A 14,381-nucleotide genomic window follows, 5' to 3' on the forward strand; every position below is an offset into this window, starting at 1 on the left:
CGTTTTTGCCTGGAGATTGAAAACCCGTGTTCAATGAAACCGATGCCCCCCAGCCACCAAAGGTGCTCAGTACCCCTTTGGAGATTGCGGCCAACCTGCGCCAGCTGCTGGAGAGCCACGACCCGCTGATCATCAGCTTCCCTGAGCGCAGCCAGCGGTTCCAGAGCTATGTGGTGCACGTCGACCGCGACACCGGTGTGGTCGCCCTGGACGAGATGATCCCCCGCGACGGCGAGAAGTTCATCGAGAACGGTGAGCCGTTCCGTGTCGAAGGTTTCCACGACGGCGTGCGCATCGCCTGGGAATGCAACACCCCGCTGACCATCAGCGAAATCGACGGCCACCGCTGCTACCGTGGCCCGCTGCCCGAAGAAGTCACCTACCACCAGCGCCGCAATGCCTTCCGCGCCGCGCTGAAGCTGTCGCAGCTGCTCGATGTGATCCTCGACGGCACCTACCTCAAGGGCAATGGCGCCCTGCGCGGCAAACTGCTGGATATTTCTGCCACCGGCTGCAAATTGCGCTTCGAGGGCAACGTCGAAGACCGCCTGCAACTGGGCCAGGTGTACGAGCGTTTCAAAGCGGGCGCCCCGTTGGGCCTGGCCGACACCATGGTCGAGCTGCGCCACCTGCACTATGAAGAGCGCATCAACATTACCTTCGCCGGCATACGCTTCCATAACCTGAGCGGCCAGGCACAGCGCAAGATCGAAGGGTTCGTGTACCAGCTGCAGCGCGAGGCGCGGCGGTTCGACAAGGACGACTACTGATCGCTGCCAACGCCACCCTCGGGTGGCGTTTTCGTTCAAAGACCTGCCCCTCCCGACAGTTCGATCCACCCCGCCCACGCAGCCTTTCCCGCTGTCCGCCCCAGCCGCCCGGGCTTATGTTCAGCCACCGCCCCCAAGCGGAGCCCTGTCATAATTCGGAGCCACCATGATCAACGCGAATTTCACCGCTGAACTGCACTGCCGCTATGGCCAGATAGGCGTGGCCGATACATCGTTTTCCGAGCATTTCATCACCAGCGCAGATGAAGACGGCTGGCTGTGCGCGCAAAGCTGGCGACCGAAAGGACGCGAGAAAGCGTTCAAGGCTGTCAGGTTTGCATTCAGTTTCATCGAACAGGCCGGCGGCCGCGCCCATTACTACATCAACTGTATCGACAACTGGGACTACAAGGGGGCCAGGCTTGAACGCAATAGCAATGGTTGGCTCGGGCTGTATGGCACACATGTGATCGGCAGGCTCACCGAGGCACTCAACCCTGCGAACCTGTTCGGGCGCCAGGACTTCTGGAAGATAGAGCAGCCACCAGAATGGGACGGGTCCCCGAATAGTGTCGAAGAGCTCGAGTTCTACCTGCGCGACCACCTGGGCCACCGGGTGGCAAAGGCCAAGACCCACAGGAATGACCTGGGCACCGGGTACTACCTCAATGCTGGCGAAACAGATAGTGAGGTATTGCAGTTCACCTTGCGCAACCTGGACAGGGTGTGAGGCGGCAACCTCATTGAACACCTTCGGTGGCCGCGCCAGATTGGCCGCCACCGATCACAGCATCACACCTGGCTGTCGGCTCTGGACTGCGTCTTGGCTGCCACCACCGGATCAGCCCCCTCTTGCTCGGTATCTTCCGCCGCCACCGGCGCCTGCATCACCTCCTGCACGGTCTGCTCATCGACCCGCGGGTCAAGCGCCGCCGAAAGGGGCGAGCCGGCCGCCGGCATGGCCACGTGGCCCAGAGGGGCATCCTGCACCTGGTGCAGGCCGGTGACTGCCTGGGGCCGGATGCGCCACACCAGCACCAGGGCGAAGAACAGGAAGAAGGCATAGAGCATCTGCGGCCCCAGCAGCTTCATCAGCACACCCGCTGCCAACGGCCCGATACAGGCGCCCACGCCGTAGGTGACCAGCAGCATGGCGGTCAGCGAGACGCGCCGCTCGCTCTCCACATGGTCGTTGGAGAACGCCACCGCCAGCGGATATAGGCAGAACTGCAACAGCGAGATGACAAAGCCGATACCGAACAGCAACTCCAGTGGCACCCCCGGCAGAATCGCCAGTGGCGCCGAAGCCAGTGCCAGGCCGATGGCCACACTGCGGATCAGCACCGCCCGGTCGTAGCGGTCGGACAGCCAGCCCAGCGGCCACTGCACCAGCAGGCCGGCAAAGATGCAGCTGCCCATGAACAGGCCGATCTGCTCGGTGCTCAGCCCCTGGTTGGCCGCATACAAAGGCGCCAAGCCATAGAACGAGCCGACGATCAGCCCCGAGCCAAGTACCGTGGACAGCGACTGCGGCACGCGCTTGATGAAGAACTTCGGCTCCATGGGCGCCGGGCGCAAGGGGGCGGGGTGAATGCGCCGGGTCATGGCCACCGGCACCAGGCACAGGGCAAAGCACATGGCCACCAGCATGAGCAGTTCCGGGCCCAGTTGCGGGTGTACCACCAGGATCAGCTGGCCCAGCACCAGGCCCAGGTATGAAGCGATCATGTAGCCGCTGAACACCGCGCCGCGGTGCTTGGCATCGGCCTGCTCGTTGAGCCAACTTTCGATGACCATGTACTGGCACATCATGCCCAGGCCCACGATCATCCGCAGGCCGATCCACACCGGCAGCCAGCTGGTCAGGCCATGCCCGAGCACCGCTGCCCCGACGATACCGGCGCAGGTGGCATAGGCGCGGATGTGCCCGACCCGGCCGATCAGCCGGTGGCCGACCTTGCCGCCCACGGCCAGGCCAAAATAGTTGGCCGCCATCAGCGCGCCGACCCACAGGCTGTCGACATGCTCGGCAGCCAGGCGCAGGGCCAGGTAAGTGCTGAGCAGGCCAGAGCCGATCAGCATCATCAGGGCGGCGAAATACAACGACTGAAACGGCTTCCAGATATTGCGCATACGTCCCGTGAAGCTCCCTGGTCAGGTGACGGCGGTGCAAGCAAGCATAAGGGCAAAGCTCTCGCAGCGCAGGCCCCGGCTGCGGAAATTTAAACCGGCGACGCTCCTGGTACAGGTTGCGTCGCGCACAGGCCAAGCGGCCCTTACTGGTGTTCCCCCGGGACAGGCGCCAAACCTGTAGCCTGCGATGAGGCCCTGGGCAGTCACAACAAATCCGGATCAAACATCTGCAGGCCCGGCCCGCACCTCACTCGCGCAGGGTCATGCCATTGGCCGGCAGCGGTAGCGCGGTCTTGTAGCGCACCTGCTTGAGGGCGAAGCTTGAGCGGATGTTGGCCACGCCAGGCAGGCGGGTCAGGTAATCGAGAAAACGCTCCAGCGCCTGAATGCTTGGCAGCAGCACCCGCAGCAGGTAGTCCGGGTCGCCAGTCATCAGGTAGCACTCCATCACCTCGGGGCGTACGGCGATTTCTTCTTCGAAGCGGTGCAGCGACTGCTCCACCTGCTTTTCCAGGCTGACATGGATGAAAACGTTGACATCCAGCCCCAACACCTCAGGCGACAGCAGCGTGACCTGCTGGCGGATCACCCCCAGCTCTTCCATGGCCTTGACCCGGTTGAAACACGGCGTGGGCGACAGGTTCACCGAGCGGGCCAGCTCGGCGTTGGTGATGCGGGCGTTTTCCTGCAGGCTGTTGAGAATGCCGATATCGGTGCGATCCAGTTTGCGCATGAGACAGATTCACCTGGTTTTTGTGTTTGTACGGAATGTTTATCTCCCCGCTCGGGCAAAGGCAATGAACATGAGAGAAAAATTCTCCGCCCGGCCCCCTATCATGTAACTGACGCTGACCTGCCAGTCACAAGCCGGCACTCAGCGGCGGCCGCTTCAGAGCTCACAAAAACAACATCCGAGCGAGCGTAAAAAGCATGAACGAGTACGCCCCCCTGCGTTTGCATGTGCCCGAGCCTACCGGCCGGCCAGGCTGCCAGACCGATTTCTCCTACCTGCGCCTGAACGACGCAGGTTCTGTGCGCAAACCCCCGATCGACGTCGAACCCGCCGACACCGCCGACCTGTCCGGCAGCCTCGTGCGCGTGCTCGATGCCCACGGCGACGCCCTTGGCCCATGGGCTGAGGGCATCGACCCGCAGGTGCTGCGCCATGGCATGCGCGCCATGCTCAAGACGCGCATCTTCGACAGCCGCATGGTGGTTGCCCAGCGCCAGAAAAAAATGTCCTTCTACATGCAGAGCCTGGGCGAGGAAGCCATCGGCAGCGCCCAGGCGCTGGCGCTCAACCGCAGCGACATGTGCTTCCCCACCTATCGCCAGCAAAGCATCCTGATGGCCCGCGACGTGTCGCTGGTCGAGATGATCTGCCAACTGCTGTCCAACGAGCGCGACCCGCTCAAGGGCCGCCAGCTACCCATCATGTACTCGGTGCGCGAGGCCGGTTTCTTCACCATCAGCGGCAACCTGGCCACCCAGTTCGTGCAGGCGGTGGGTTGGGCCATGGCCTCGGCGATCAAGGGCGACACCAAGATCGCCTCGGCCTGGATCGGCGACGGCGCCACTGCCGAGTCTGACTTCCATACCGCGCTGACCTTCGCCCACGTGTACCGCGCCCCGGTAATCCTCAACGTGGTCAACAACCAGTGGGCGATTTCCACCTTCCAGGCCATTGCTGGTGGCGAGCAGACCACCTTCGCCGGCCGCGGCGTGGGCTGCGGCATCGCCTCGCTACGGGTAGACGGCAACGACTTCGTGGCGGTGTACGCCGCCTCGCGCTGGGCTGCCGAGCGCGCCCGCCGTGGCCTGGGCCCGACCCTGATCGAGTGGGTCACCTACCGCGCCGGCCCCCACTCCACCTCGGACGATCCATCCAAATACCGCCCTGCCGATGACTGGAGCCACTTCCCGCTGGGCGACCCGATCGCCCGCCTGAAGCAGCACCTGATCAAGACCGGCCACTGGTCCGAGGACGAACATCAGGCCACCACCGCCGAGTTCGAAGCCGCAGTCATCGCCGCGCAAAAAGAAGCAGAGCAGTACGGCACCCTGGCCAACGGCCACATCCCGAGCGCCGCCTCGCTGTTCGAGGACGTGTACAAGGAAATGCCCGATCACCTGCGCCGTCAGCGCCAGCAACTGGGGGTCTGACATGAACGATCACAACAACAGCATCAACCCGGAAACCGCCATGGCCACCAGTACCCTGACCATGATCCAGGCCCTGCGCTCGGCCATGGACGTGATGCTCGAGCGCGACGACAACGTGGTGGTGTATGGTCAGGACGTGGGCTACTTCGGTGGCGTGTTCCGCTGCACCGAGGGCCTGCAGGCCAAGTACGGCAAGTCACGGGTATTCGACGCACCGATTTCCGAAAGTGGCATCGTCGGCACCGCCGTGGGCATGGGCGCCTACGGCCTGCGCCCGGTGGTGGAAATCCAGTTCGCCGACTACTTCTACCCCGCCTCCGACCAGATCGTTTCGGAGATGGCCCGCCTGCGCTACCGCTCGGCCGGCGAGTTCATCTCGCCGCTGACCCTGCGCATGCCCTGCGGCGGCGGCATCTACGGTGGCCAGACCCACAGCCAGAGCCCGGAAGCGATGTTCACTCAGGTGTGCGGCCTGCGCACGGTCATGCCGTCCAACCCTTACGACGCCAAGGGCCTGCTGATTGCCTCGATCGAATGCGACGACCCGGTGATCTTCCTCGAGCCCAAGCGCCTGTACAACGGCCCGTTCGACGGCCACCACGACCGCCCTGTCACGCCGTGGTCCAAGCACCCGCAAAGCGCGGTGCCGGACGGCTACTACACAGTACCGCTGGACAAGGCAGCCATCACCCGCCCAGGCAACGATGTCACCGTGCTGACCTATGGCACCACGGTCTACGTGGCCCAGGTGGCCGCCGAAGAGAGCGGCGTCGACGCCGAGGTCATCGACCTGCGCAGCCTGTGGCCGCTGGACCTGGAGACCATCGTCGAGTCGGTGAAGAAGACCGGCCGCTGCGTGGTCGTGCACGAGGCCACCCGCACCTGCGGCTTTGGTGCCGAACTGGTGGCGCTGGTGCAGGAGCACTGCTTCCACCACCTGGAGGCGCCGATCGAGCGTGTCACCGGCTGGGACACCCCCTACCCCCACGCACAGGAATGGGCCTACTTCCCCGGCCCTTCGCGGGTAGGCGCGGCATTGAAACGGGTCATGGAGGTCTGAATGGGCACGCACGTCATCAAGATGCCGGACATCGGCGAAGGCATCGCGCAGGTCGAGTTGGTAGAGTGGTTCGTCAAGGTCGGTGATGTCATCACCGAAGACCAGGTGGTGGCCGATGTGATGACCGACAAGGCCACGGTGGAAATCCCCTCGCCGGTCAGCGGCAAGGTTCTGGCGCTTGGCGGCCAGCCGGGCGAAGTCATGGCGGTGGGCAGCGAGCTGATCCGCATCGAGGTCGAAGGCAGCGGCAACCATGTCGACACGCCCCAGGCCAAGCCGGTAGAGCCGGCGCCGGTGCAGGCACAGGAGCCGGCCCGCGCCGAAGCACCGGCACAAGCACCCGCGCAGGCCGCCAGTTGCCGCGCCGCCGCCCCCATCGTGCCGCGCGAGGCAGGCGCCAAGCCGCTGGCCTCCCCCGCCGTGCGCAAGCGCGCGCTGGATGCCGGCATCGAGCTGCGCTACGTGCACGGCAGCGGCCCGGCCGGGCGCATCCTGCATGAAGACCTCGACACCTTCATCAGCAAACCGCACAGCAGCGCCGGGCAGGCCCCGGGCGGCTATGCCAAGCGCAGCGACAGCGAGCAGGTGGCGGTGATCGGCCTGCGCCGCAAGATCGCCCAGCGCATGCAGGACGCCAAGCGCCGCGTGGCGCACTTCAGCTACGTCGAGGAAATCGACGTCACCGCGCTGGAAGCCTTGCGCCAGCAGCTCAATGGCAAATATGGCGAAAGCCGCGGCAAGCTGACCCTGCTGCCGTTTCTGGTGCGCGCCATGGTGGTCGCCCTGCGCGACTTCCCGCAGATCAACGCCACCTATGACGACGAAGCCCAGGTCATCACCCGCCACGGCGCGGTGCATGTGGGCATCGCCACCCAGGGCGAAAACGGCCTGATGGTGCCGGTGCTGCGCCACGCCGAGGCCGGCAGCCTGTGGGGCAACGCCAGCGAGATCGCCCGGGTGGCCAATGCGGCGCGCAACAACAAAGCCACACGCGAAGAGCTGACCGGCTCGACCATCACCCTGACCAGCCTTGGCGCGCTGGGCGGTATCGCCAGCACACCGGTGGTCAACACCCCGGAAGTGGCCATCGTCGGCGTCAACCGCATGGTCGAGCGCCCGGTGGTGGTCGACGGCCAGATCGTCGTGCGCAAGATGATGAACCTGTCCAGCTCGTTCGACCATCGGGTGGTCGACGGCATGGATGCCGCGCTGTTCATCCAGGCCGTGCGCGGCCTGCTGGAACAACCTGCCTGCCTGTTCGTGGAGTGACCATGCAACCGATTATCGACACCACCCTGCTGATCATCGGCGGCGGCCCCGGCGGCTACGTGGCGGCCATCCGCGCCGGGCAACTGGGCATCCCCACCGTGCTGGTGGAGGGCCAGGCTCTCGGCGGTACCTGCCTGAACATCGGCTGCATCCCGTCAAAGGCGCTGATCCACGTGGCCGAGCAGTTCCACCAGGCCAGCCGCTTCACCGAGTCTTCGCCGCTGGGCATCAGCGTGTCCTCGCCGCGCCTGGACATCGGCCGCAGCGTGGAGTGGAAAGACGGCATCGTCGACCGCCTCACCAGCGGCGTGGCGGCCCTGCTGAAAAAGCATGGCGTGAAGGTGATCCATGGCTGGGCGAAGATTCTCGACGGCAAAAATGTCGAGGTGGACGGCCAGCGTATCCAGTGCGAACACCTGTTGCTGGCCAGCGGTTCCAGCAGCGTCGAACTGCCGATGCTGCCCATCGGCGGGCCCATCATCTGCTCCACCGAGGCTCTGGCCCCGAAAGCGCTGCCCCGCCACCTGGTGGTGGTGGGCGGCGGCTATATCGGCCTGGAGCTGGGCATCGCCTATCGCAAGCTGGGCGCGCAGGTCAGCGTGGTGGAAGCGCGCGAGCGCATTCTGCCAACCTACGACGCCGAACTGACCGCACCGGTAACCGACTCACTGAAAAAGCTGGGCATCGCCTTGCACCTGGGCCACAGCGTCGAGGGCTATGTCGACGGTTGCCTGCTGGCCCGTGACACTGCAGGCGGGGAACTGCGCCTGGAGGCCGACCAGGTGCTGGTGGCCGTTGGCCGCCGGCCGCGCACCCAGGGCTTTGGCCTGGAAAGCCTGGCGCTGAAGATGAACGGCGCCGCCATCGCCATCGACGAACGTTGCCAGACCAGCATGCACAATGTGTGGGCCATTGGCGATGTGGCCGGCGAGCCGATGCTGGCGCACCGCGCCATGGCCCAGGGCGAGATGGTCGCCGAAATCATCGCTGGCAAGGCGCGGCGCTTTGAGCCCAGCGCAATTGCTGCGGTGTGCTTTACCGACCCGGAGGTGGTGGTGGCGGGCATGACGCCCGAACAGGCCGGCCAGCAAGGCGTGGACTGCATCGTCGCGCAGTTCCCCTTCGCTGCCAATGGCCGGGCCATGAGCCTTGAGTCGAAAAGCGGTTTCGTGCGGGTGGTGGCGCGGCGTGACAACCACCTGATCCTCGGCTGGCAGGCAGTGGGGGTGGCGGTTTCGGAGTTGTCCACGGCGTTTGCCCAGTCGCTGGAGATGGGCGCGCGGCTGGAAGATGTGGCCGGCACCATCCATGCCCACCCAACCCTGGGTGAGGCGGTGCAGGAAGCGGCACTGCGGGCGCTGGGGCATGCGTTGCATATCTAGGTACTGAAGCGGCGAGAGCCGATTTGGCCCGCGGCGTTACCAGACGTCGCGGGCATTTTTTCGTGAAAATCTTGAGCGCCTGTACCGGCCTCATCGCCGGCAAGCCGGCTCCCACACAGATCGTGCAAAGCCCGGCACAAACGCGGCCCCTGTGGGAGCGGACTTGTCGGGGTGCCGAACCACCGCGAAGCAGGCGACGCGGTGCCTGGCACCGGCTTCGCCGGTGTTCGCGGGCAAGCCCGCTCCCACAGGTCCCTGCTAAATCAATGAGTTATGTGCAGTTTTATGAGAGCCGGCTTGCCGGCGAAAGGGCCGGTACAGGCAAGGTTACTCGGCGACGATGTTCTTGCCCGCCGCCTTGGCCCGGTACAGCGCCCGGTCGGCGCGGGCCAAGAGGCCCTGCTGGTTCTCGCCATCGCACCATTGCACCACCCCGTAGCTCATGGTCAGCCGGCAATCGCCCACCGGCTCAAGGCCGGCCAGGGCCTGGCGAATGCGCCGCGCCATGTCGCAGGCCTCGTTGAGCAAGGTACCCGGCAGCACCACGGCAAACTCATCGCCGCCCCAGCGCGCCAGCAAATCCTGCGGGCGCAGGCACTGGCGCACGCGCTCGGTCACCTCGATCAGCACCGCATCGCCACGTGCATGGCCGTGCAGGTCGTTGATCGGCTTGAAGTCGTCCATGTCCATGGCAATCAGTGCCAACGGCTCGCGAAAACGCCTGGCGCGCTCGCACTCCTGTTGCAGAGTCTTTTCCAGGTGGTAGCGGTTGGCGGTGCGGGTCAGCGCGTCACGCTCGGCCAGTACGCGGTTCTCGTCCAGCTGGCGCTGCAACTGCTGGTTGACCCACGAAAGCTCGCGGGTGCGCTCGGCCACCAGGCTTTCCAGCGACTGGTTGCGTAGCTCAAGCTCGGCCACCAGGCGCTTGCCGGCGTCGATGTTACGGTGGGCACCGAGCATGCGCGCCACCGAGCCATCCTCGTTGCGGGCAATGACATGGCCGCTGTCCTCGACCCACAGGTAACTGCCGTCCTGGCACAGGCAGCGGTATTCGATGCGATAACGCTCGTTGCGCTGCTCGATGTAGGCCTCGAAATGCGCCATCACCCGTGGGTAGTCCTCGGGGTGGATAACGCTTTCCCAGGTGAGCACCGAATTGTCCTTGGAGTGGCTGGCGTAGCCCAGCATCCGGTACCAGCCGGGGTTGCGGTAGACGTAGCCGGTATTGGCGTTCCAGTCCCAGATACCGTCGCTGACCAGATCGAACAAGGTGTGCAGTTGCTGCTCGGTGAAACCGGTCGGTACCGGCTTGGATGCCTGACTCATGGACGCTCCTGTCGTTGCCCAGCAACTGCGCCCCGCTCTCAAGGCTGCCGATGTTCATCAGAATTGCCGCAGCCGGCAACCCTGTTCCTCTGAGGGGCAAGCATATGCCCAGCGCAGCGCTACCGGAATAGCCAAACAGGGCGATTTCAACGGCCTTGCGACCGCTGGCACAGCTTTTGCCACTTTGCTGGCGCCAACGATTTTTCCAGGAGGACAACCATGGTCATCGCATTGAACGGGCTGGGCTGGCAGACAGCCGTCCAGCAGCACAACCGTACCAACAACGAACAGGCCCTGAGCCAGTTCGTGCCGGTACGCCAGGTGGCAGCCACCCGCGACACGGCCGCGCAACAGAACAGCCAGGGCAGCACCTCGCAGCAGAGCAGCGAAGACAACCAGAAAGAAGCCTTTGCCAAGCTGCTGGTGATGCTGCAGAACCCCGACAGCGCCGCACGCCAGCAGGCCAGCGTCGGTAAACAGGAGCAAAGCAGCGCAGCCCAGGACTTCCACGACTACATGGCCAAGTCGCCGGAGGAGAAGATCAAGGAGAAAATGCTGCAGGAACTGGGGCTGACCGAGGACGAATACGAGGCCCTGCCGCCGGAGCAGAAAGCCGCGATCGACGATCAGATCGCCCAGCGCATGAAAGAGGATGTAGTTCTCAAGACCCAGGCCAAGCTGCAGCAGGCGCAGCAGACCCAACAGGCGCAACAGGTCAGCAGTGGCCTGGCCGTGGCCGCCTCGGGGGCCGAGGATAGCGATAAGCAGAAAGCTGCCGAGCTTTGAGCGGCCACCCTGCGGCCGGCATGCAGGGGCCACATTGCCCCTGCATGCCGACGCTGCGCATCAGACGCGGAAGTAGCCCACGGTCGAATCGAACGGCAGGCGCTTGAGCTCGACCTTGTTCAGGTCCAGCACATCACGCAGCGCCTGGGTTTCGCCCGGGAAATTGCGATAGGCCACTTCGTCCAGCACCACGATCGCGCCCTTGGGCATGTACGGCAGGAAGGTTTCCAGCGCCACCTTGGTCGACTTGTACAGGTCGGTATCGAGAATCAGCATCGCCACCACCAGGTCGGGGCGGGTCTTGACGAAGGCCGGCACGGTTTCGAGGATGTCGCCCTTGACGATCTCGCAGCGCGGGATGCGGTTGACCGGACGGATCAGGTCGTTGGCATCGATCATGTCCTGGATCAGGGTTTCATCGGTGTCGGAGAACATGTTCTCGTTGATGTCGGCAGGGTCCTGCTCGGCATCGATGCTCGCAAAACCGCCAAAAGTGTCGAAACCGATGATCGAACGGTTGATCGCGTAAGGCTCCAGGATCATCGACAGCTGCATGTACAGCATCAGCGAGTTGCCTTTGTATACGCCGCATTCAACGATGGCGCCCGGCACATCCTGGACCATCTTGAACAGTTCGATGCGCGACAGCGCGGCGGTCACGGCGATACGGTTGGCAAACACGAACGGCGCATCGGCCACATATTGGGCATCGACACGGCTCAGCACGCTGGCGCGCTTTTCGTTGTACTCGACCTCGGCAGCAGTCAGGCGACGCTTGGTCATGGGTTTACTCCCTGGAATTGCGAAAAGTCGCTGGCATTGAAATAGTCTTTGAAGCCGGCTTCTGGGTCCGAACAGCCGTTGTCGACGTTTGGCGCGCCGCGCTTGTGCAGCAAGTCTTGCAGGTGGATCAGGCGAAAGTCCACGCTGAAACGCACCTTGTCGGTGAAGTTGGCCACGGTGCCGTGCAGGTGGGAGCCGGAGAAGATCAGGATCTCGCCACTGTTGCCCGCCACCCGCAGCTCGGCGCTGGTGTCGATGTCTTCCAGCGGCACCGGGTGCACCCGGGTCTCTTCGGTGATGTTCTGCGCCGCTGCGAAACGCTGCGAGTTGATCCAGTGCTCCAGGCTCCACTCGCCGGAGCTGTTCTGCACCGGGCGGTCGAAGTAGGCCGGGTTGATCATCATGGTCTGCTCGGGCTCGATGCTGTACACCGGCATCCAGGTGTTTACCTGGCTCTCGACGCCGCCATACCAGGTGTCGCGGTGCGGCTTGTAGGCGTAGCTCACGCCGGCATGCAGGTAGTCGTAGTTGGGCACTACGCGCACCCGTGGCACGTCGAAGATGTATTCGTTGAGGTCGGCACCGATTTCACGCAGGAAATCGCGGATCAGCTCCTTGGCTTCTGGGCCGTTGGTGAACTGGCGCTTGAGCGCGGTGACGCGTTCGACGAAGGTTTCCACCGGCATCATCTTGTGCAGCGACTGGTGGTCGGTTTCGCCGTCGAATGCGGCGGTGATGCTCTGCCGGGCCAGGGCACACAGCTGATGTGCGTTGGCAAGGCCGGTTTCGAGGAAGATGTCGCCCTTGAACAGCGAGCCCCGGAAGTCCGGCTTGTTTTTCACCTGGTTGACATAAAAATTCATACTTGCCCCTTCAGAACCCGTTGTGACCAATGCCCGCCACGGGCTGCAGCGACCGGCAGCGTGGCATGAATTGAAGTGAACGCAAGGCGACGCGCCCTGCCTCTGCGGGCAGGTACTCCAACCATTGGCGATACGGATGCATGCCCCGTACCCAGTGACCAAGAGATCGGCATGCTGACAGGAAACTTTAAGCGGCGCGCGTACCGGCGATCAGTATCTGGCGGCTGCGGTGCGGGGGTCGAGGCGTCGGGTGGGCACCCGGGAAGTGAAGCTTGAGAAGCAGCGACTCAGCTGGTGAATCGGGGGGATGCGCTCCCTGCTGGAGTCGAACCAGCATCTAACCCTTAGGAGGGGCTTATTCTATCCATTGAACTAAGGGAGCAAAGAGGCGCCATGTTGCTATGTAGAGGGCCAACGAGCAAGCTTTTTCTAGGTAATCATTGGCTTACAGGCGTGTAGCCCGGCACGGCATAAAGCTTAGCGATGTGCGTTGCCGGCTGTCTTGTCGCCAACGGCGCATGTGCCCGTAGCCTTATTCCCAAGCAGGCCTTGCTCGCGCAAAAGCCCGAGCAAGGCCTGCACTGCCGCCTCAAGCGACGTTGAGTTGTCCAGCACATGCACGTCGGCATCATAGGCCGGCAAAGCCGTATTGCGCGCCAGGCGCTGCTCGATCTCGTCATTGCTCTCGCGCCCCCGCGCCAACAGCCGCGCACGCAAGGCCTGGGTTGACACCTTCAGGCCCACGGCCAACAAGCCAGGGTACTGCCGACGTGCCTCTGCCAGGTGGCCACGAGAACCATTGACCAACACAGGCGTGCCGCTGGCGAGCCAGCGATCCACCTGAGCAGGGATGCCATAGCACAGGCCGTTGGCATGCCAGTGCAAGGCGAACTCGCCCGCTGCGCACATTGCCTCGAACTGTTCGCGGCTCACGCTGTGGGCGGCTTCTCCCTTGGCTTCGGCGGAGCGGGTGATCACCCGCCGGGCGATTTCGATGCCACCGGCGGCCAGATCGCCACGGGCCGCATCGATAAGGGAATCTTTTCCCGAGCCAGACGGTCCGATCAGGAAGATCAGCCGAGCGCGTGAAGGCAATGTGCCGCTTGCGTCATGTTGCATAGCCACTATGCTCAATGTGAGGGAAGCCGGCGCATTCTAGGCTTTTTCCCTAGCCTTTGCCGCCAGTTATCAGATTTTGACGACAAAGGTCTGACGTCGGTGCAATTGGATGAAGGTTAAACTTTTCAAACCAGTGCGCATTTCTGATAATTGGTACTGGCATAAAGCCTTTATCCAGATCACTATTTGTCACAGAATTGACGCCAAGGAAACGGCGACGTTGAGGCAAGATGAAAAACCAAAATCAAACGACGGTTGAACATTTTGTCGTCGCCGCGGTCGTACCACCACCGTGCGGCCAATTTGATAACCGCTTCCCCTGAACCAGAACAACCGGTCAATTTATATGCGCCCAATGAAACAGGCTATCTATTCGAGCCGCACTGCTGACAAGTTCGTCGTCCGCCTGCCAGACGGGATGCGTGAGCGCATTGCCGAGGTAGCGCGCAACCATCACCGCAGCATGAACTCCGAAATCATCGCGCGCCTGGAGCAGAGCCTTATCCAGGAAGGCGCGTTGGGTGACGAGCTGAGCATGCGCCTGGACAGCCCTGAGCTGAGCCTGCACGAGCGTGAGCTGCTGCAGCGCTTCCGCCAACTGTCCCACCGCCAGCAGAACGCGCTGGTGGCCCTCATCGCTCACGATGTGGAAATGGCCGCAGACGCGTCCTGATCGCGCTTTACCGCCGCACACGAAAAAGCCAGCGCAAGCTGGCTTTTTTGTGGG

Annotated in this window: 14 protein-coding genes and 1 tRNA gene; 8 read left to right on the top strand and 7 right to left on the bottom strand. The window is 63.6% G+C overall.

All coding sequences use genetic code 11. The annotated features are described in order from the left end of the window. Nucleotides 1-26: 26 nt before the first annotated feature. Nucleotides 27-770, top strand: a complete 744-nt coding sequence (locus KSS93_RS21925; RefSeq protein WP_217885955.1) for a flagellar brake protein — start codon at nucleotides 27-29, stop codon at nucleotides 768-770. 166 nt (nucleotides 771-936) lie between these two features. Next, on the top strand, nucleotides 937-1,500 hold the full coding sequence (locus KSS93_RS21930; RefSeq protein WP_217885956.1) for a hypothetical protein: 564 nt from the start codon (nucleotides 937-939) through the stop codon (nucleotides 1,498-1,500). 62 nt (nucleotides 1,501-1,562) lie between these two features. Here the strand turns inward: KSS93_RS21930 and KSS93_RS21935 are convergent, their stop codons facing one another. Both KSS93_RS21935 and bkdR read right to left on the bottom strand, forming a co-directional pair. Continuing rightward, nucleotides 1,563-2,903 carry an MFS transporter gene (locus tag KSS93_RS21935; RefSeq protein ID WP_217885957.1) on the bottom strand — a complete coding sequence of 447 codons (1,341 nt, stop codon included), beginning with the start codon at nucleotides 2,901-2,903 and terminating at the stop codon, nucleotides 1,563-1,565. Nucleotides 2,904-3,150: 247 nt separating this feature from the next. Further along, nucleotides 3,151-3,636, bottom strand: coding sequence for a Bkd operon transcriptional regulator BkdR (bkdR, locus tag KSS93_RS21940; protein ID WP_217885958.1), 486 nt, complete (start codon nucleotides 3,634-3,636; stop codon nucleotides 3,151-3,153). A gap of 197 nt (nucleotides 3,637-3,833) precedes the next feature. Between bkdR and KSS93_RS21945 the strand changes: the two genes are divergently transcribed. Genes KSS93_RS21945 through lpdA form a run of 4 tightly spaced genes read left to right on the top strand, consistent with a single transcriptional unit; the run spans nucleotide 3,834 to nucleotide 8,777 of the window. Then, on the top strand, nucleotides 3,834-5,066 hold the full coding sequence (locus KSS93_RS21945) for a 3-methyl-2-oxobutanoate dehydrogenase (2-methylpropanoyl-transferring) subunit alpha (protein ID WP_217885959.1): 1,233 nt from the start codon (nucleotides 3,834-3,836) through the stop codon (nucleotides 5,064-5,066). 1 nt (nucleotide 5,067) lies between these two features. Next, entirely contained in the window at nucleotides 5,068-6,126 is a 1,059-nt protein-coding gene (locus tag KSS93_RS21950; RefSeq protein WP_217885960.1) for an alpha-ketoacid dehydrogenase subunit beta, read from the top strand. Continuing rightward, on the top strand, nucleotides 6,127-7,395 hold the full coding sequence (locus KSS93_RS21955; protein ID WP_217885961.1) for a dihydrolipoamide acetyltransferase family protein: 1,269 nt from the start codon (nucleotides 6,127-6,129) through the stop codon (nucleotides 7,393-7,395). A gap of 2 nt (nucleotides 7,396-7,397) precedes the next feature. After that, the gene (gene lpdA / locus KSS93_RS21960; RefSeq protein WP_217885962.1) at nucleotides 7,398-8,777 is read left to right on the top strand and encodes a dihydrolipoyl dehydrogenase; all 1,380 of its coding nucleotides are present in this window, start codon (nucleotides 7,398-7,400) and stop codon (nucleotides 8,775-8,777) included. A gap of 327 nt (nucleotides 8,778-9,104) precedes the next feature. Here the strand turns inward: lpdA and KSS93_RS21965 are convergent, their stop codons facing one another. Further along, nucleotides 9,105-10,103, bottom strand: a complete 999-nt coding sequence (locus tag KSS93_RS21965; protein WP_217885963.1) for a diguanylate cyclase domain-containing protein — start codon at nucleotides 10,101-10,103, stop codon at nucleotides 9,105-9,107. Nucleotides 10,104-10,322: 219 nt separating this feature from the next. On the opposite strand from KSS93_RS21965, the gene KSS93_RS21970 reads away from it, so the two are divergent. Then, a complete protein-coding gene (locus tag KSS93_RS21970; protein ID WP_217885964.1) occupies nucleotides 10,323-10,889 on the top strand; it encodes a hypothetical protein in 567 nt (188 codons plus the stop codon). A 60-nt stretch (nucleotides 10,890-10,949) separates the two neighbouring features. On the opposite strand, the gene KSS93_RS21975 is transcribed toward KSS93_RS21970, so the two are convergent. From KSS93_RS21975 to phnN, 4 genes are all read right to left on the bottom strand, one after another. Beyond that, nucleotides 10,950-11,672: a TylF/MycF/NovP-related O-methyltransferase gene (locus KSS93_RS21975; RefSeq protein ID WP_217839703.1), complete on the bottom strand. Its 723-nt coding sequence runs from the start codon at nucleotides 11,670-11,672 to the stop codon at nucleotides 10,950-10,952. Next, complete coding sequence (locus tag KSS93_RS21980; protein WP_217885965.1) at nucleotides 11,669-12,535, bottom strand: hypothetical protein; 867 nt, start codon at nucleotides 12,533-12,535, stop codon at nucleotides 11,669-11,671. The genes KSS93_RS21975 and KSS93_RS21980 overlap by 4 nt, the downstream gene beginning before the upstream one ends. Nucleotides 12,536-12,845: 310 nt before the next feature. Next, a tRNA-Arg gene (locus KSS93_RS21985) sits at nucleotides 12,846-12,917 on the bottom strand. Nucleotides 12,918-13,012: 95 nt separating this feature from the next. Beyond that, nucleotides 13,013-13,654 carry a phosphonate metabolism protein/1,5-bisphosphokinase (PRPP-forming) PhnN gene (phnN, locus tag KSS93_RS21990; protein ID WP_217885966.1) on the bottom strand — a complete coding sequence of 214 codons (642 nt, stop codon included), beginning with the start codon at nucleotides 13,652-13,654 and terminating at the stop codon, nucleotides 13,013-13,015. Nucleotides 13,655-14,000: 346 nt separating this feature from the next. Here phnN and KSS93_RS21995 point away from each other — a divergent pair, with 346 nt between their 5' ends. Continuing rightward, a complete protein-coding gene (locus tag KSS93_RS21995; RefSeq protein ID WP_003254499.1) occupies nucleotides 14,001-14,327 on the top strand; it encodes an Arc family DNA-binding protein in 327 nt (108 codons plus the stop codon). Nucleotides 14,328-14,381 lie beyond the last annotated feature (54 nt).

The organism is Pseudomonas xanthosomatis (assembly GCF_019139835.1).
GTDB lineage: Bacteria > Pseudomonadota > Gammaproteobacteria > Pseudomonadales > Pseudomonadaceae > Aquipseudomonas > Aquipseudomonas fakonensis.

What these genes read in the sequence shown, in the direction of transcription:
- KSS93_RS21930 (WP_217885956.1), top strand. Translation starts at nt 937, where the DNA reads ATGATCAACGCGAATTTCACCGCTGAACTGCACTGCCGCTATGGCCAG.
- KSS93_RS21935 (WP_217885957.1), bottom strand. Translation starts at nt 2,903, where the DNA reads ATGCGCAATATCTGGAAGCCGTTTCAGTCGTTGTATTTCGCCGCCCTG.
- bkdR (WP_217885958.1), bottom strand. Translation starts at nt 3,636, where the DNA reads ATGCGCAAACTGGATCGCACCGATATCGGCATTCTCAACAGCCTGCAG.
- KSS93_RS21945 (WP_217885959.1), top strand. Translation starts at nt 3,834, where the DNA reads ATGAACGAGTACGCCCCCCTGCGTTTGCATGTGCCCGAGCCTACCGGC.
- KSS93_RS21950 (WP_217885960.1), top strand. Translation starts at nt 5,068, where the DNA reads ATGAACGATCACAACAACAGCATCAACCCGGAAACCGCCATGGCCACC.
- KSS93_RS21955 (WP_217885961.1), top strand. Translation starts at nt 6,127, where the DNA reads ATGGGCACGCACGTCATCAAGATGCCGGACATCGGCGAAGGCATCGCG.
- lpdA (WP_217885962.1), top strand. Translation starts at nt 7,398, where the DNA reads ATGCAACCGATTATCGACACCACCCTGCTGATCATCGGCGGCGGCCCC.
- KSS93_RS21965 (WP_217885963.1), bottom strand. Translation starts at nt 10,103, where the DNA reads ATGAGTCAGGCATCCAAGCCGGTACCGACCGGTTTCACCGAGCAGCAA.
- KSS93_RS21970 (WP_217885964.1), top strand. Translation starts at nt 10,323, where the DNA reads ATGGTCATCGCATTGAACGGGCTGGGCTGGCAGACAGCCGTCCAGCAG.
- KSS93_RS21975 (WP_217839703.1), bottom strand. Translation starts at nt 11,672, where the DNA reads ATGACCAAGCGTCGCCTGACTGCTGCCGAGGTCGAGTACAACGAAAAG.
- KSS93_RS21980 (WP_217885965.1), bottom strand. Translation starts at nt 12,535, where the DNA reads ATGAATTTTTATGTCAACCAGGTGAAAAACAAGCCGGACTTCCGGGGC.
- phnN (WP_217885966.1), bottom strand. Translation starts at nt 13,654, where the DNA reads ATGCAACATGACGCAAGCGGCACATTGCCTTCACGCGCTCGGCTGATC.
- KSS93_RS21995 (WP_003254499.1), top strand. Translation starts at nt 14,001, where the DNA reads ATGCGCCCAATGAAACAGGCTATCTATTCGAGCCGCACTGCTGACAAG.